This is a genomic window from Parerythrobacter aestuarii (assembly GCF_030140925.1).
GTDB lineage: Bacteria > Pseudomonadota > Alphaproteobacteria > Sphingomonadales > Sphingomonadaceae > Parerythrobacter > Parerythrobacter aestuarii.
In genome coordinates, this window is record NZ_JARBWD010000001.1 from 1,117,402 (window position 1) to 1,134,360 (window position 16,959).

16 protein-coding genes are annotated in these 16,959 nt (G+C 62.7%); 8 read left to right on the forward strand and 8 right to left on the reverse strand.

All coding sequences use genetic code 11. The features are described from left to right. Positions 1 to 78 precede the first annotated feature (78 nt). Positions 79 to 435, forward strand: a complete 357-nt coding sequence (locus tag QPW08_RS05450; RefSeq protein ID WP_284124722.1) for a hypothetical protein — start codon at positions 79 to 81, stop codon at positions 433 to 435. Between the two features lie 28 nt (positions 436 to 463). Here QPW08_RS05450 and QPW08_RS05455 read toward each other — a convergent pair whose 3' ends face one another. Next, positions 464 to 2,032, reverse strand: a complete 1,569-nt coding sequence (locus QPW08_RS05455; protein ID WP_284124723.1) for a DUF1570 domain-containing protein — start codon at positions 2,030 to 2,032, stop codon at positions 464 to 466. Positions 2,033 to 2,164: 132 nt separating this feature from the next. Further along, entirely contained in the window at positions 2,165 to 2,536 is a 372-nt protein-coding gene (locus tag QPW08_RS05460; RefSeq protein ID WP_284124724.1) for a DUF3597 domain-containing protein, read from the reverse strand. 128 nt (positions 2,537 to 2,664) lie between these two features. Here QPW08_RS05460 and QPW08_RS05465 point away from each other — a divergent pair, with 128 nt between their 5' ends. Then, positions 2,665 to 3,159: a DUF937 domain-containing protein gene (locus QPW08_RS05465; RefSeq protein WP_284124725.1), complete on the forward strand. Its 495-nt coding sequence runs from the start codon at positions 2,665 to 2,667 to the stop codon at positions 3,157 to 3,159. Between the two features lie 9 nt (positions 3,160 to 3,168). On the opposite strand, the gene QPW08_RS05470 is transcribed toward QPW08_RS05465, so the two are convergent. Next, positions 3,169 to 5,040, reverse strand: a complete 1,872-nt coding sequence (locus tag QPW08_RS05470) for a DUF885 domain-containing protein (protein WP_284124726.1) — start codon at positions 5,038 to 5,040, stop codon at positions 3,169 to 3,171. A gap of 64 nt (positions 5,041 to 5,104) precedes the next feature. On the opposite strand from QPW08_RS05470, the gene QPW08_RS05475 reads away from it, so the two are divergent. Next, positions 5,105 to 5,320, forward strand: coding sequence for a hypothetical protein (locus QPW08_RS05475; RefSeq protein WP_284124727.1), 216 nt, complete (start codon positions 5,105 to 5,107; stop codon positions 5,318 to 5,320). Positions 5,321 to 5,333: 13 nt separating this feature from the next. Here QPW08_RS05475 and QPW08_RS05480 read toward each other — a convergent pair whose 3' ends face one another. Continuing rightward, positions 5,334 to 6,014, reverse strand: coding sequence for an energy transducer TonB (locus QPW08_RS05480; RefSeq protein WP_284124728.1), 681 nt, complete (start codon positions 6,012 to 6,014; stop codon positions 5,334 to 5,336). A 139-nt stretch (positions 6,015 to 6,153) separates the two neighbouring features. Continuing rightward, positions 6,154 to 6,810: an alpha/beta hydrolase gene (locus tag QPW08_RS05485; protein ID WP_284124729.1), complete on the reverse strand. Its 657-nt coding sequence runs from the start codon at positions 6,808 to 6,810 to the stop codon at positions 6,154 to 6,156. Positions 6,811 to 6,927: 117 nt separating this feature from the next. Here QPW08_RS05485 and QPW08_RS05490 point away from each other — a divergent pair, with 117 nt between their 5' ends. The 3 genes from QPW08_RS05490 to QPW08_RS05500 all read left to right on the forward strand — a co-directional run bounded on the left by QPW08_RS05490 (position 6,928) and on the right by QPW08_RS05500 (position 9,426). Continuing rightward, positions 6,928 to 7,905, forward strand: coding sequence for a cysteine desulfurase family protein (locus tag QPW08_RS05490; RefSeq protein WP_284126304.1), 978 nt, complete (start codon positions 6,928 to 6,930; stop codon positions 7,903 to 7,905). A gap of 118 nt (positions 7,906 to 8,023) precedes the next feature. Further along, on the forward strand, positions 8,024 to 9,100 hold the full coding sequence (locus QPW08_RS05495) for a cysteine desulfurase family protein (protein ID WP_284124730.1): 1,077 nt from the start codon (positions 8,024 to 8,026) through the stop codon (positions 9,098 to 9,100). Then, entirely contained in the window at positions 9,097 to 9,426 is a 330-nt protein-coding gene (locus QPW08_RS05500; RefSeq protein ID WP_284124731.1) for a 2Fe-2S iron-sulfur cluster-binding protein, read from the forward strand. The genes QPW08_RS05495 and QPW08_RS05500 overlap by 4 nt, the downstream gene beginning before the upstream one ends. Here the strand turns inward: QPW08_RS05500 and QPW08_RS05505 are convergent. Both QPW08_RS05505 and QPW08_RS05510 read right to left on the reverse strand, forming a co-directional pair. Next, positions 9,423 to 10,430, reverse strand: a complete 1,008-nt coding sequence (locus tag QPW08_RS05505) for a DUF4349 domain-containing protein (RefSeq protein WP_284124732.1) — start codon at positions 10,428 to 10,430, stop codon at positions 9,423 to 9,425. The two genes, QPW08_RS05500 and QPW08_RS05505, sit on opposite strands and share 4 nt — an antisense overlap. A 150-nt stretch (positions 10,431 to 10,580) precedes the next feature. Then, a complete protein-coding gene (locus tag QPW08_RS05510) occupies positions 10,581 to 11,510 on the reverse strand; it encodes a DUF4349 domain-containing protein (RefSeq protein WP_284124733.1) in 930 nt (309 codons plus the stop codon). A gap of 276 nt (positions 11,511 to 11,786) precedes the next feature. On the opposite strand from QPW08_RS05510, the gene QPW08_RS05515 reads away from it, so the two are divergent. Further along, positions 11,787 to 12,701 (forward strand): hypothetical protein, encoded by a 915-nt coding sequence (locus tag QPW08_RS05515; RefSeq protein WP_284124734.1) that lies wholly within the window; start codon positions 11,787 to 11,789, stop codon positions 12,699 to 12,701. Between the two features lie 571 nt (positions 12,702 to 13,272). Then, positions 13,273 to 15,585: a DNA topoisomerase IV subunit A gene (gene parC / locus QPW08_RS05520; RefSeq protein WP_284124735.1), complete on the forward strand. Its 2,313-nt coding sequence runs from the start codon at positions 13,273 to 13,275 to the stop codon at positions 15,583 to 15,585. A 190-nt stretch (positions 15,586 to 15,775) separates the two neighbouring features. Here the strand turns inward: parC and QPW08_RS05525 are convergent, their stop codons facing one another. After that, complete coding sequence (locus QPW08_RS05525; RefSeq protein ID WP_284124736.1) at positions 15,776 to 16,954, reverse strand: CCA tRNA nucleotidyltransferase; 1,179 nt, start codon at positions 16,952 to 16,954, stop codon at positions 15,776 to 15,778. Between the last annotated feature and the right edge of the window lie 5 nt (positions 16,955 to 16,959).

Here is a 16,959-nt window from a genome sequence, read left to right on the forward strand (position 1 = left end):
TTCAGGTCGTTACTTGGCGATTCTGTGTTGAAGGCTTAGGCTTCAAGGCAACGACTCACCCCCAACCGGAGAATGACGATGAGCTTGCTTGATGGAATCCTGAAGAATATCGGCGGTGCGCCCGACGATGTGAAGCACCTGGCGGAGAAGGTCGGCATCGATCCTGCCATGGCCGAGAAAGCCATCGCGACGCTCGGCCAGACTCACCAGATGGAAGGCGACACTGTGGAACTGGCTGCTGCCAAGACCGGACTCGACGCTGGCGTGCTGGGCCAGATCGTCGAACAGATTGGCGGCGAGGGTTCGCTCACCGAGTTCGCCAATGCAATCAAGAGCGACCCAAGCAAGCTGATGGGCATCCTTGACCGTGATGGCGACGGCAATCCGCTCGATGATATCGCCGACATGGCCAAGGGGCTCTTCGGGAAGAAATGAGGCGGGTGCGCCAGGCGGTTATGCGAGGCTAGCTTTCTTTGTCCACGTCGTCTGGGCCAGGCACTTCCACGCGCGGAATGGCGATGACCCGCGACAGGTCGAAGGGTTCGCCTTCGGGTGCCTTGGCGAGGGCGTCTACCAGTCCCTGCACATACTCCGCGCGGCTGCCACCGTGCGGGTCTACTGCCAATGGTTGCAGGCTGAACCGGGCCAGCGCGATCTGACCCTCGCTGGCCTGCATGAAGCCGACGTTGAGCCACAGGTTCTGGTCGAACGGCGCGAGCTGGGCGGCCCGCTCGAGCGCATGTTTGGCCTGTTCTGGAGGTTCGGCTCCCCGTTCTAAGAAACTGAGGTAGTAGTAATAGAGCGGGAGAGGATGATCCTTCTCCAGCTTGTTGAGCTTGGAGAAGGGCTCCATCGCCGCCGCATAAGCTGCGTCTCGGTCATCGGCATCCTCGGCCTTGCGAAACAGTGCGTAGCCCTTTTGCACATAGGCGTTCTTGACGGTCGGATCGAGCGCGATGGCCTTGTCGGCGGCAGCGATCGCGGCATCGTCATTGCCGACATCGTATTCAGCCTCGGCCAGTACCTCGAGGACAAAGGGCTCGTCGGGATATTTCGCTGCGACCTCGCGAATCTCGACTACCAACTCGGTGGCTTCTTCCTCGGTGACGCCGCGCTTCGAGATCATCCGCAGCGGCAGCACCTCTCCTGCCCCTTCGCTGAGAGTCCGGACGGTGATCGGGCCGGTCGAGATCTGCTCGGGCTTAAGGCCAAAGTAGAACATGCGCCGTTGCTTGACGTAGTCGCTTACTTCCTTGTCGAGCGCGTCTATGTCACCGAACACCTCGCGCGCTGCTTCGGGCGATGACTTGCCGGTCATCATGGTACGCCAGTAGTTGCCGATCTGCCCGCTGCGTTCCCGGCTGAATGTCAGATAGTGATAAAGCGCCCACGACTTGCCGTAGAACTCGTCATACTTGTTGCTCCGCCGCTCGGCATAGAGCTCGGGATCGAGCAGTTCGTGGACGGATACATCCTCGGCATAGGCCAGCTCGGCTGCGCGATGATTGGCGGGGCGACCGATGTCGACCGACCCATCCTTCGGAAAGCGTGAGGCCGCATAGAACTCGGCTGCGCCTTCCGAGAGCCATCGCGGCATGCCGAAGCGCATGCTCGAAATCAGGAAATGGTGGGCGTATTCATGCAACAGTGTCCGCATGGACGGCGAGGGCTCAATGCCCTTGCCCCTGATATCCTGGACAAAGGCCATCGAACCGCTGGCCCGAGCGATATAGAAGCCCTGCAGATAGCGGCTTCTGGTGCGGGCCAGCCGGCGGATGTCGCGCTGGTCCCCTGCAACATAGATCGTCACGCGGTTGGAGGGGCTGGGCTTTTCGATCTTGTTGCCGGTGACAAACTCCATAGCGGAGTGATAGCTTTCCAGCATCAGTGCGAACTTGCGCAGGTCCTTCTCGCTGTCCTCGGCATAGATGACGAAATTGTCGCTTTCCGCCACGCGCCAATCGGCGAGGGCGGGAGCGGACCAATTGAACAGCAAGAGAAACGGGGCGACAGCAATGATCAAGCGACTCATGCGCCTATCCTGCCCCAAGATACGAAGAATTCAATCGATTAGTGAAGTAGAGGAGCCCGAATAGCGCCAGATAGACGAAGGGCGACCAACCGGCCGCCCTTCTATTCATCGTGTGCAATACGTCCGGTTCGCTCAATCGAGCATTGCAGCCGGAACCTTCCCGCCATTCTTGGCCAGTTCCTGCATGGTCGCCTTGAGCAGCCAGATGTTGTCTTCGGCGCTGCCCTGGTAGTTGCTACGACCCAGCTCTTCGGCCAGTTCCTTGCGATTGGCATAGCTCGAATCGAGCCCGATCAGTTTGAACAGGTCGACGATCGAAGTCCGCCAGTTGAGCGTGTCCGAACCTTCCATGGCATCAAGCCGGGCCTCGACATCGATTTCGCTGATGGCAGCAGGGGCTGCTGGCTTCTCGGGCACAGCGGTGACCGGCTTAGGCGCGGCTGCTTTCTTTTCATCTTCGTCCTTGCCGAAAATTGCGTTCTTGATGCTCGAGAAGATACCCATAGAATTGCTCCTGTCCTCAGGCGGTCGAAAGCCGCCGTGTTGCGATAGTTTACTTGTCTATCAGGCTTGGCGTGCCGCAGATGTAACATTGCTTCAAATCGAGAATCTTTTTGCAGAAGGGTGAGACTATGAACCTGGGTCAGATATTGAATGAAACCGGTGCGATCGGCAGCATTGCGCAGGAACTTGGTGTGGATGAGGCTACTGCCAAGACTGCCGCCGGTGCGCTGCTCCCGGCGATTGTCGCAGGGATGGGCCGGAGTGCGACCGGTGGCGGTGGCAGCGACCCGCTCGGCGGCCTGGGCGGGCTGGCCGGGGCGATTCTTGGCGGCGGTGGCGGCGGCTTGCTCGAAAGCGTGCTCGCGCCCAAGCCGACCCCGACCGCGCAGGGCAATGACATCCTCGGCACGATTTTCGGCAGCAAGGACGTAAGCCGTTCGGTCGCCGGAACCGTCGCAGGTGTGACCGGGCTCGACGAGAACCTGCTCAAGAAGATGCTGCCGCTGCTGGCGATGGCGGTTGCGGGCTACATGGCCAAGGACGCTGGGAGCAGCAGCAATCAGGGCGGCAGCCCGCTCGGCGGCATCCTCGGCGCGATCGTCGGCGGTTTGGCCAGCCGCTAGGCTCAGCAGCTAGGCGCGCGCCGCCGCGATATAGCGCTCTACATTCTTGGCGAGCACGTCCATCGGGGCGTTGCCGCCAAGGATGACGGCATCGTCGAAGGCCTTGAGGTCATAGCGGCTGCCCAGCGCGCGCTGGGCATCGGCGCGCAGGCCGGTTATGCGGCTGTGGCCGAGCTTGTAGCCGGTCGCCTGGCCGGGCCAGCTGCAATAACGGTCGACTTCGCTGGCGACTTCGTCGGGCTTGGAGCCATTGCGCTGGACGAAGAAATCGACCGCCTTCTGACGGCTCCAGCCCTTGGTATGGAGGCCCGTGTCGACCACCATGCGGCAGGCGCGGAAAGCGAGGCTCTGGAGGTAGCCCAGCCGGCCGACCTTGAATTCGTCATAGGCACCCAACTCATCGGCCAGCTGTTCGGCATAGAGCGCCCAGCCTTCGGAGAACGGATTGAAGGCCAGGATCGAGCGGATCAGCGGCAGGCGGTTGGAATATTCGCCTTCCCACACATGGCCCGGAATGGTCTCGTGATAGGCGAGGTCGGCTAGGTCGTATTTGCGGTGCAGGTCGGTGGTTCGCAGGTTGATCCACATCCGCCCCGGGATGGTGCCGTCCTTGCTGCCCGCGCCGCCATAGGCACCAGGAGCGCCCGGTTCCTCGGCCGGGGGCAGGCGGCGGATTTCCATGTTGGGATCGACCAGCGTGTTGAAGGCGCGCGGCATCTGCGCCTTGATCCATGCCACCCGTTCTTCGAGGAAGGCCATGATTTCCGCACGGCCCGGATCACCTTCGGCAAACATGTAGCGCGGGTCCTTGCTGAGGCCCTGCATGCGTTCGCCGACACTGCCCTTGGTATAGCCGATGTCCTGCAGGATCGGTTCCATCCGCGCATGCAGCGCTTCCAGTTCCTCAAGGCCCATACGGTGGACTTCATCGGGCGTCATGGCGGTAGTGGTGCTTGACCGCAGCGCCCAGGCGTAGAACTCCTCGCCATGCGGGCGGGCGTACATGCCGGGATCGGAGGTGGCGACTTCCTGTTCTGCGAACAATTCGGCCAGCTGCGCCTCAAGCGCCGGAGCGATCTGTTCCTTGATGACCTGCTCCGCGCGGCGGACCCGCACCCCGGCGTGCTCGTTCTTGGAATTCTTGAGCGGTGCAAGCAGCGCGCCGCCTTCCATCGCATCAAGCAGTGTGGTCTTCATCTGCGCGACGGCCTTGACCAGCAGGAAGTCGGGCGGGACCACGCCCATTGCCCGGGCCGATTGCATCCGTTCCAGCTCGCCGGCCAGCACGCCGGGCACTGCTTCCAGCCGAGCGACATAGGCGTCGAAATCCTCGGCTGTGGTGAGCGGATGAGTCGAATCCATGAATCGCGGCAGGTCGAGATAGCTGCCGACATTCTGGATCACGACATAGGGCGCAGTGCGCCAGCTGCCGACCGGGACATCGCCATAGGGCAGGGCAAAACCTTGCAGCGCGATATCGTAGCAGCTCTCGACCACTTCGAGATTGGTGCGGGTTTCTGCGTCGAGTTGGTCGCGTGGAAGCACGCTGAGCAAGGTCTGGCTGTATTTAAGCGTTTCCGCATAGGCCGCCTGGCCCTCAGGTGACTGATCTTCCAGCTTGCCGCGCAGGTCAGCGTATTCGCCGGTATCGACACCCAGGCTGGTGGCCCGCTCGGGCTCGTGTCGCAGAAGGCGATAGGCAACTTCGTCCAACAGCTTTCTTGCTTGCAAGCGCTCGACAGAAGCTCCGGTAGCCGGCGCGGCGGATGGCGGTGCTGCATCCGCGCCGGCCGTTGTACAGCCAGCGAGGGTAAGCGCAGTTGTCGCGCTCAGTCCGGCGAGGGCCTGGCGGCGGGTGATGTCGAAGCTGTGCATGGTCATGGCCGTGAGGTGTGGCGCGGGGGAGTGGGCAAGTCAAACCCGCTTTGCTAATGGCAGGAGCACCATGATGGATGTCGTACTTTCGGTAATGATGCTGGCGGCCTTCGCGCTGCTGCTCGGCGCTTTCGTCCTGTGGCGACGCGGTGTGCGCAAACAGGCCGGGCTGATGGCGCTGCTGGCGGTGATTGCGATCGTCAATGTGATGATATGGACGGTCCCCGACGCCGGAGGCCAGGCGCCGGTGGACCGTCTGGAACAGGAAAGCGAGTCAACCGACTAGCGATCCTGCTCCCTCAATCGGGGATCTGCCAGAGAACGGCGCTGGAGAAAGTACCGCTCACGGTTTCACCCTGATCGTTCCGTGCCGGATCGAACTTGGCGCGCCTTGTGACGAGGCTGCAGGTTGCCTTGTCGAGCGCCGCGTATCCGGTGGAATTGGTGATGGTGCAATTGGTGACCTTGCCATTGGTGCCGATGGTCAGGCGAAAACCCGCCGTGCCTTCCCATTCACGCGTGATCCAGCTGGTGCGATAATCGTTGTCGGTCACCCAGTCGCCGTTGCGGGCCTTGGGCGCGACGGGTTCGAACAGCTTGGGCGGATCGAGATCGATACCCTTGCCGATGCCGCCGCCGGTGCCGAAATCGACCATTGATCCGGTGTCGGGCGGGGTCCATGGCTGCTGTTCCGTGGTCGTGTTGATCGGATTGTTACGTGTCGGGATGTCGAACGGCGTCTTGGGCGTGAACACATCCTTGGGCGTAGTCGGGTTGGTATCCTGCGGGTCGGCCGGAGGTGGGGGCGGCTCGACGGGTTTGGTCACGAACTTCCCGATCAGCGGAGGATCCTTGATGATCTGTTCCACATTGGCGGCCAGCCCCGTGACGATCACGACACCTAATGCCGCATGGATCGCGGCGACCCCGATGATGGCCTGGGTGCGGTTGCCGCTCCCGCGTGTATCGACATATGCCATGCACACTCTCCCTTCTTACCCTCTGGCATGAAGGATACAACATAACATTACATAGACAAGCGTTTTCGCGTGGCAAAACGCTACTGATCCCGCAAGCGCGGGCGGCAAGGTCTGCGAATGCTTGGGGTGCGCTACCCGATCAGGTGATCGGGCAAGCCGGGTCCAGCCGGAAATCGAGGTAGTTGTTGACCGAGGCCATCAGCTCTTCCTGCTCGTCCTGGAAGAAGTGATTGGCGCGCGGGATTTCCTCGTGGTGCACGGTAATGTGCTTCTGCGTGCGCAGCTTCTCGACCAGCTTGGTGACCGAATTGGGCTGGACCACCGTATCCTGCGCGCCGTGGATGAAGATGCCGCTGGCGGGGCAGGGGGCGAGGAAGCTGAAGTCATACATGCTGGCGGGCGCGCCGATGCTGATCCAGCCGCGGATTTCCGGGCGACGCATCAGCAGCTGCATGCCGATCAGTGCGCCGAAGCTGACCCCGGCGACCCAGGTCACCTGCGCTTCTTCGTGGATCGACTGCACCCAGTCGAGCGCGGCGGCGGCGTCGCTGAGTTCACCGATGCCATTGTCGAAGCTGCCCTGGCTGCGGCCGACGCCGCGGAAGTTGAAGCGCAGCGTTGCAAAGCCGCGATCGACGAAGGTCTTGTAGAGCTTCTGCGTGATCTGCTCGTTCATGGTCCCGCCGCCCTGCGGATGCGGGTGCAGGATCATGGCGACCGGCGCGCGCGGGCGCGGCGGCGGGGAGAAACGGCCTTCGAGGCGGCCTTCAGGGCCGGGGAAAATGACGGTGGGCATGTATGAATACCTGGGCTGATTGCGGCGGCGCTGGTGACGCGCTTGAAGTGCGCGCTATATAGGCATGATTGAGAAATTCGCAATCATCCTGACAATAGGCGCACCATCCCCGAACGCATCTATCTCGACCACGCCGCCACCACCCCGCTGCGCCCCGAAGCGAAAGCGGCGATGGAGGAAGGCTTGCGCATCTGGGCCAATCCCTCGAGCCCCCACGCCGAGGGCCGCCGGGTACGCGCCGCGCTGGAAGATGCGCGGGAGCGGGTGAAGCGGGCGCTCGGCTGGGATGGCGAGGTGATCTTCACCAGCGGCGCGAGCGAGGCGCTGTGGATTGCGCTCAACCGGGCCAAGGTGGAGCGGCGCATTGTCAGCGCGGTGGAGCACGACGCGGTTTTCCGGGCTGCTCCGGATGCGGAGATATTCTCGGAGGATCTGCCACTCGACAGCCAGACGATTCTCGCCATCCAGCATGTCAATTCCGAAACCGGCGTCATCAACCCGGTCAGCGCGATGGAACCGACGATCAGCCAGGCGGGGGCCATGCTGCTCTCCGATTGTTCGCAATCCGCCGGCAAGCTGGACCTGCCCGATGCCGATATGCTGGTGATCTCGGCACACAAATTTGGCGGGCCGATCGGCATTGGAGCCTTGCTGGTGCGCGACTTCGCGCTGCTGCAGCCGATTGGCGGGCATGAGCGCGGATATCGGCAGGGTACGGAAAATGTTCCCGGAGCGATGGGGATGGCAGCCGCACTCGAAGCCGTACCCTGGTCGACGAGCAAGAATGAGCGGGCCGATTTTGCGGCGAAGTTTGGCGAAACCCTGCTCAGTTTTGGCGCTCAAGCCGACTATATCTTCGCGCTCTCGCACCCGACAATGAGTGCGCAGGCTTTGCTAATCCGCCTTGATGCCATGGGCTTTGCCGTATCGGCGGGAAGCGCATGCTCTTCCGGCACGCTCAAGAAGAGCCGCGTGCTCGACGCCTTCGGGATCGACGACGACACCGCCAGTCGCACGATCCGTGTCAGTCTCGGCTGGAACACGACGCCCGAGGAACTGGATCGCTTCGCAGATGCTTGGCGGTCCCTGTCCTAGCCCGTCATTGCGAGGAGCCGCAGGCGACGCGGTAATCCAGAGACGGCGATCGAACCTGCTCTGGATTGCTTCGCTACGCTCGCAATGACGAGGAGAAGGCGATAGAGCCAAGAACACAATGATCTACCTCGACTACCAGGCCACGACCCCGCTTTGCCCCGAGGCACGCGATGCGATGCTGCGCTGGCTCGACGGGCCGGACGGGACAGGCTTCGGCAATCCGCATAGCCCGCACCGGATGGGGCGTCAGGCCGCCGCAGCGATAGAGCTGGCGCGAGAGCGGGTTGCGGCGCTGTTTCCGGCGGGCGGGCGCGTGATCTTTACCGGCGGTGCGACCGAAGCGATCAACCTCGCCATTCGCGGCACCGCGCATAGAGGGGGCAGTGTCTCGGCTTCGGCCATCGAGCATGCCGCTGTGATCGACACCGTAGAAGACCTGGGTCAGGCGCATTACCTCAACGTCGCCAGTGACGGGCAGTGCAATACGAAGCAGGATCTGCCCGATGACTGTCGGCTCGTCTGCCTGATGCAGGTCAACAATGAGATCGGGGTGATCCAGCCGACCGTCGATTGGCATCGCAAGGCCAAGGCAGCGGGCGCGCTGTATTTGTGCGATGCCGTGCAGGCCTACGGCAAGATGGAAGTCACCGGCGCCGACATGATCGCCATCAGCGCGCACAAGTTCCACGGGCCCAAAGGCGTCGGCGCGTTGTGGGTGCGCGACGGGGTCGACCTGCACGAAGTCCAGACCGGCGGTGGGCAGGAATTCGGCCTGCGTTCGGGTACGCTTTCGCCGGCGCTCATTGCCGGGATGGGCGCAGCGGCAGAGCTGGCAAAGGAGCGGATGGAAGAAGACGCAGCACATGTGAGCGAGCTGTGGCACAAGGCGCGCGACATCCTCGCCGACTGGACCCTCAACGGCAGCGCGGAGGCGCGCTATCTCGGCAACCTCAATATCCGCCGCGACGGCCTCGACGTGAACCGCCTGATGAGCGAGTGCCGCGACATCATGTTCAGCGCCGGCAGCGCCTGTGCCAGCGGCTCGGGCCGCACCAGCCATGTGCTGACAGCGATCGGGCTCGGCAAGAAGCAGGCGAAGAGCTCCATCCGGCTGGGTTTCGGGCGCTACACCACAATGGACGAAATCGAACAGGCCGCCACGGCCATCAACGGGGCAGCGGAGGCCCAACTATGAAAGTGACCTTCGAGACCGCCACGGGCGAAACTGTCGAAGTCGAGGCCGCGCCGGGCGATAACCTGCTCAAGCTGGGGCAGGGGGCCGGGATGCCGCTCGAGGGTACCTGCGAAGGCCAGATGGCGTGTTCGACCTGCCATGTGATCGTAGCGAAGGACTGGTTCGCGCGGCTGCCCGAAGCGAGCGAGGAAGAGGAAGACATGCTCGACCTGGCCTATGGCGTCACCGCCACCAGCCGCCTCTCGTGCCAGATCGACCTGACTGAGGAACTGGACGGGCTGGCAGTCCGCATCCCGGCCGAAGCGCGGGATATGAGAGGGATTTAGCCTACGCTCTTCAGGGGTGGGTCTTTCTTCCAGAACCGGATGCGCAGGCCGAAGCGGTGAAGTATCCAGCGCAACCCAAGGATCAGCAGGATCACCGGGATTGCGGCGGTTATCAGGTAGATCAGCGCAGCGATCGTTGTGCCTAGTGTCGTGCCGATCGAACGGAACGCTGTCATGACCGGTCGGCTGAAGCCAAGCTGGGTTTCACCGAAGTAGGGCTCGTATTCGATGTTCACCGCGCTGTAGCGGATGCGGTTCCGGAACTGCTCGAGCTTGGACCGGGTGGCGTCGATCTCCTCATTGACCTCGGCAACGGCTTTCTCCGCTTTCACCAGTTCGTCGACCGACCCGCGATTGCTGCGCAGGATGGCAGTGAGCTTGTCGCGTAAGACCAGGCGTGAGGCGAGCCTTGCCTCGGAATCGATGATTTGCTCGCTCAGGTCTTCGCCGTCACGGACCGAGGAAATGAGTTCGCCGCCGAGCTTTTCGGCGGGCGCGGTCAGGCCGGAGCCGAAGACCGCGGCATCGTCGCTCGCAACCTGCATCTTGAGCTCGCCATAACCGTCCCAATTGTCGGCGGTCGCCTGTGACATTCGCAAGATCCGGCACTTGTCGCCCATGGCTTCGCACAACTTGGCGTGAGCCTGCTGAAGCTCTCCGATCTTGTCGCCCGCGATCTGAAACCCGAAACCGTAGGAATAGGCGATCTGTTGGGGAGGACTGGCAGCCTGGGCCTGCGGAGAGGGGTCCACGCGGGGTTCTTCGATATCGAGCGTTGCAACCCGCGCCACGGAGTTGCGTGCGGAGGGCGCTGACGAACCGAACAGGTCGGGGCCGGTCTCCATGGCTTCCATGAAGCCGAATTCGTGCCTAGGGGCACTGTCAGCATAGGAGACCGGTTCAAGCCGTTCGACAATCGCTTGGGCTTGATTGCCTTGTTCGGCCTCGCCGCAGCCGGACAGGCCAATGGCCAGAATAGCAATTGCCAGCTGATATTCTCTCATGACGGACCCTCCACCACCAACCTATGAGACATCATCACATGTAAGTAAAGTCCTGCCCCGCAAAACAAAAAAGGGGCACCCGGGAGGAGGGCGCCCCTTCGTGTGGCAACCGCCGCCGGAGGAGAAGGCGGATGCGCGAATGGTTGGGGATCAGGCTTGGGCCGGCTCGCTGCGCAGGCGCTTGTTCAGCGCGCGGCCACCCCACACCACACCGCCGATCGGCAGGGCAATCGCGCCGAGCACGATCAGGATCGCCACGAGATAGCCGAAGATTGTCCCGAGCGAACCGACGGCTCCGGCCACCGGAGCGAGGAAATCATTGGTCACCGGCGTGCCGGTTTCATAGCGAACAGTCATGCGGGAGTAGGCGACTCGGCCCTCCATTTCCTTCAGCCAGCTGCGGGCCTGGTCGATCTCTTCATTGACCCGGGCGACGCTGCGTTCGGCCTCGACCAGCTCCTTGACCGTGCCCTTGCGGGTCTTGAGCACGTCCATCAGCCGGTCGCGCAGCTCGGTGCGGGCGGTGAGGCGGGCTTCGGTATCGACGATTGCCTTGCTGAGTTCCTCCGACGCGATTTCGGCGGAGACCTGCTCGGCCCCGGCATCCTGCGATTCGTCTTCGAGCAGCGCTCCGAACGCGCGGGCTTGCTTGCTGGCGACGGCCATCTGCAATTCGCCATAGACCTCGTCGGCATCCTCGCCACTCTTGTTCATGCCCAGGATCTGGCAAGTTGACGGCCCTTGCTGCTCGCACAGGCTGGCATGGCGGCGTTGCAGCGGGCCGATTTCGTCGGCTGGCAAGCGCCAGCGATAGTCATAGACGTAAGCGAGCTTGGGCAGGCTGACAGGGATGTCGGCGAGCGAGGGGATGGCCGAGCCATCGGACGAAGCCTCTACTGCCATGGCGTCGGCAGCGGCATCGCCGGATGCCTCGTAGCTGTCTGCGCTCGCCCCTTCGGCATATTCGGCAGCTTCGTAAGCGGCCTCTTCGGCGTATTCCTCATTCTGGCCGCAGGCCGATAAGGCCAGCATCGATGCCGCTGCACCCAGCGCCACAAACTTGCGTGTACTCTGCCTCATTTCACTCTCCTCTCATCATTAGTTGCCTTATTTATGCCACAATGATGCCATGATTCGGGCGATTGGCAAGCAAAATGTGGCAAAAATGGGGCGGAAGAGGGCTGGATTGGTCCAAATGTGGCGGAATCCCGCAGGTTGCTGCGCATCACTTTTCTGCGCCGGAGGTGCAACTTTTCTTGTGATTTGCCCAAACCGTTCGCTCGACACGAACGGGTGGGTGGGTGGTTCAGTCTCATCCGAACATGGTCTAGGACTTATCGAGACAAGGAGAGAGCAATGCAAAAACGCCGATTGATCCTGACGCTATGCGGAGCCGCCGCTTTGGCCAACACGGCACTGGCGCAGGATGCGGACGAAGCTCCGCCTCCGGCATTCCCCGAGACGGAGATCTTCCTGTTCGACTATGACGCTGAGGCCGAAAGCAACGCGCTGTCGAATGGCCGCAACGTCACGCAGCGCGCCGGCTATGACAACCAGCCCTACTTTACAAAGGACAGCGCGTCCTTCCTCTATTCGCGCGATGACCGGACGCAGACCGATATCTGGGAATACGATATCGCCAGCGGCACGCACACGCGGATTACGAAGACGCCCGAGTCCGAATTCTCGCCCACGCCGTCACCTGATAACCGCACGATCTCCTTCGTGTTCGAGCGGAATAATTCGATCTGGCAGCTCGACCGGGCCAGGCCCGACGCGCCGACATGGGCGCTGGAGGCGGCGGGGGTCACCGAACCGGTCGGTTATTTCGCGCGCAACTATGCCACCGGCGATATCCTCTACTGGTCGCGCTATGGCTTCAACATCGCTCTGACCAGCGCCGAGCGGCCCGCCTACCACTTCATCAGCGGCCACGCCGTCCCCGCCACCCCGCATGTGATCCCCGGCACCGACCAGATCAGCTTCGTCCACCGCCAGACCAACGAGCAGGTCTGGATCAAGGCCTTCGACCCCGCAACCAAGGCAATCCGCCCGCTGACCTCGCTGGTCGGCACCAACGCCAACTACACCTGGACCCCCGACGGCGCGATCCTGCAGATCGAGGGCGGCAAGGTGTATCGGTGGAAGGAAGGTGGAGAGGGATGGGAGGTCATCGCTGACCTTGCGGACCATGGCGTGGCGTCAGCGAACCGGATTGCTGTGAGCCCTGATGGAAAGCGGATTGCGGTGGTGGGGCTGCCAGGGGCTTAGAAGGCACTGATTGAGAGCGAAGAGCTGAGTTCCGCGCATCGCTACGTCATTGGGAGAGTTGGGACCGGCTGGCAGCTTCGAACTATCACGCCATCTCCACGAAAACTTAAAACAGAAGTGCTTGTGTCTAGCTCCCAAGCCGGACTTCCCCATGGGAAGCTCATTGATCGCGTGACCGAAAGGTTTTGTTCCGATTCAACGAGGAATGCCTTTTCCTTCGTATCGAAGCATAATTCCGAGCCATTGCACGTAAGCGACCTATCAAGTATTGCATCACCAAAGACCATGGTGCCGCTCTCGACGTTGAAGAAGTAGCCTGGAATCTCAACTCCATCTTCGTCGCAAAACATTATCCTCTCGTTTGTGAAAGCTGTGCAACTGGCTAGGAGCACAAAGATCGGCTGAAACAGAACATGGCGCATTCGTAGGTTCTTGCCGATACCCGCACTTCCTGCAAGCAGTGCCACTCGATTGTTGGCAAATAGGCAACGGAGGATTCATTCCACACCACTCCCAATCCTGTGGAAACCCCTCTCCCTAGCGCCGCACCACCTTGCTAGATGGTCAGCCAATGTCTGACCCAACCGAAATCACTGAACCCGATCCGTTTGACGCCATTGTCGATGCGCCGTTCGATTCTGCGCTGGAAGAGCGCTATCTCGTCTATGCGCTCTCGACCATTACCGCGCGTTCGTTGCCCGATCTGCGCGATGGCCTCAAACCCGTCCATCGCCGCTTGCTGTGGACCATGCGGCAGCTGAAGCTCGATCCGTCCAGCGGGTTCAAGAAATCGGCTCGCGTCGTCGGCGAAGTGATCGGCAAGTACCACCCGCATGGCGACACCGCCGCCTATGACGCGATGGTGCGGCTCGCGCAGGATTTTGCGCTGCGTTATCCGCTGGTCGAGGGGCAGGGGAACTTCGGCAATATCGATGGCGATAACGCCGCCGCCTATCGCTACACCGAAGCGCGGCTGACGCGTACGGCGATCCAGTTGATGGCGGGGCTGGACGAAGGCACGGTCGATTTCATCCCGACCTATAATGGCGAGGAGCAGGAGCCGGAGCTGATGCCGGGCCTGTTCCCCAACCTGCTGGCCAATGGCGCCAGCGGGATCGCGGTGGGGATGGCGACCAATATCCCCAGCCACAACGTCCATGAAATCATCGAAGCGACGCTGGAACTGATCGACAACCCGCATGTCGAGCACGCGCGGCTGATGGAACTGTTCCAGGGGCCGGATTTCCCCACCGGCGGCCTGATTGTCGATAGCCCGGAGGTGATCTCCAACGCCTATGAGACCGGGCGCGGGTCCTTCCGCGTGCGCGGGCGCTTTCATGCGGCGGAGGCCGACAAGGCCGAGGATCGCGAGGCCGGGATCGAGCGGCTCGGTGGCGGGCAGTGGCAGCTGGTGATCTCCGAAATCCCCTACCAGGTGCAGAAGGGCAAGCTGATCGAGCAGATCGCGCAGGCGATTGCCGACAAGAAGGTGCCGATCCTCGAGGATGTGCGCGACGAGAGCGACGAGAACATCCGCATTGTGCTCGTCCCGCGCAGCCGCAATGTCGATCCCGAACTGCTCAAGGAATCGATCTACAAGCTGACCGACCTCGAGACCCGCTTCGGGCTCAACCTCAACGTGCTCGATGCCACACGCACGCCGATGGTGATGGGGCTGAAGGAGCTGCTGCAGAACTGGACCGCGAGCCAGATCGAGATCCTGCAGCGCCGCACCCAGCACCGGCTCGACCAGATCGCGCGGCGGCTGGAGCTGGTCGAAGGCTATATCATCGCTTTCCTCAACCTCGACCGGGTGATCGAGATCATCCGTTACGAGGACGAGCCCAAGGCGGTGATGATGGCGGAGTTCAGCCTCACCGACCGCCAGGCCGAGGCTATCCTCAACATGCGACTGCGCAGCTTGCGCAAGCTGGAGGAGATGGAGCTCAAGCAAGAGAAGACTGACCTCCTCGCCGAGCAGGAGGAGCTGCAAAAGCTGCTCGAAAGCCCGGCGCGGCAACGCACCCGGCTGAAGCGCGACCTGAAGGCGCTGCAGAAGGAATACGGGCTCGACACCGCGCTCGGCGCGCGGCGGACGACAATTGCCGAGGCGGCGCCGACGGTCGAATTCAGCATGGATGCGATGATCGAGAAGGAACCGGTCACTGTCGTCCTCAGCCAGAAAGGCTGGATCCGCGCGGCGAAGGGTCATGTCGATCTGGCGGCGAGCGAGGATGGCTGCGGGGACTTCAAGTACAAGGAAGGCGATGGCCCGGCCTTCGCACTGCATTGCCAGACCACCGACAAGGTGCTGCTGGCGGCGGACAACGGGCGGTTCTTCACCCTCGGCGCGGACAAGCTTCCTGGCGCACGCGGCTTCGGTGAGCCGGTCCGCAACACGCTCGATATTGATGCCGATGCGCAGGTCATCGCCATGGTGGTGAACCAGCCCAAGGGCATGCTGCTGCTGGCGGCAACGACCGGCAAGGGCTTCGCCGCCGAGATGGGCGAGCTGGTGGCCGAGACCCGCAAGGGCAAGCAGGTCGTCAACCTCAAGGGCGATGCGAAGCTGACTGTGGCGCGACCGATTGGTGAAGGGCACGACCATGTCGCGGTCGTCGGCGACAACCGCAAGCTGATGGTTTTCAACCTCGAGGAACTGCCGGTGATGGCGCGCGGGCAGGGGGTGACCCTGCAGCGCTACCGCGACGGGGGCCTCGCCGATGCGACGACCTTCAAGCTGGAGGATGGCCTCAGCTGGCAGATGGGCGGCAAGGGCGACCGCACCCGCACCGAGTCAGAGATCTGGCAATGGAAGGTCGCGCGCGGGGCGGCGGGCCGGCTGCCGCCACAGGGCTTCCCGCGGGACAACAGGTTCAGCTGATTTTGGGTTCACACGACGGCGCGAAGATTGTGTGCCGATCACCCCCCCTCTTTCGTCATCCCGGCGAAGGCCGGGATCCAGATAACGTTTGCGATCATCGATAGCTCATCTAGGCCCCTGCCTTCGCCGGGGGCGACGGACAAGGTCTATGAGGGCAGGACCAGCCGTCCGTAACTTCGCGTGAGGAAACCTACCTCCCCGCAAGTTCCTCTTCGAGCAACACCTCGACCCGCGCGCGGTCGGGGAAGTCTTCCTCGATCCAGCGACGCTCCACTGCGCGCATCATCTTTGCGACCTCGGGCCCCGCGCCAATCCCGCGGGCGACGATTTCGCCGCCCTTGAGCGGGAATTGCGGCACGTGCCACTGCACCAGGTCGCGCGGGTCCTTGCCAGTCAGCAGCAGCCGGTCGCGGGCATTCTCGATGCCTTGGCGATAGGCCAGCGCCCTGGGGGCATCGCCATCGGAGGCATTGCGCGCGGCGAGCGTGGTGAGCCGATCACGCTGGGCGCGGGACAGCCGCAGGCGCGCCGCAACGCTTTCGGCCAGCGCCGGGACGGGGGGGAGCAGCGCCGCCAGCCGCCGCAGCGAGTCGGTCTCGACCCCGTAGCGCGCCTCGATCCCGATTAGCAGCTCGAGCCGCGCCATCTCGGCTTTGCCTGCTTCGGGCAGGATCACCGGTAGCACGGCCTTCTCGCGCATCCGCAGCAGCGTGGGGTAGGGATCGGGCAGCGCCAGCAGAGCCAGCAGTTCACCCGCCACACGCTCGCGGCTCAGGCCCTTCAGCGTTTCGGCCAGTTCGGCGCAGGCCTTCTCGGCCTCAGCGTCGAGTTCCGCCCCGAAGCGCGCCTGGAAGCGATAATAGCGGAGAATACGCAGGTGGTCCTCGCGAATCCGTTCACGCGCATCGCCTATGAAGCGGACACGGCGGGCTGAAAGGTCCTCCAGCCCGCCGAAATAGTCATCGATCGCAAGTGATTGGGGGTGGGCGTAGAGCGCGTTGATGGTGAAATCGCGCCGCGCTGCGTCATCCTTCCAATCGCTGGCAAACTTGACTGTTGCTCGCCGACCGTCGGTCGAGACATCGTGCCTCAGCGTGGTGATCTCGACCGGCCCGCCGTCGAGCACGGCGGTGACGGTGCCATGGTCGATCCCGGTCGGGACCACGCGGATGCCGGCCTGCTTCAGCAGGTTCATCACCTCTTCGGGGAGCAGCGGCGTGGCGGCATCGATGTCCGCCACCTCTTCCCCCAGCAGCGTATCGCGCACGGCCCCGCCGACCCACCGGATATCCTCGATACCGATGGCCGCGACCAGCTGCGCCAAGTCGGCACGCTGGGTCCAGAGGGCGGTGGGAAGCGTTTCAGTCATTGCGT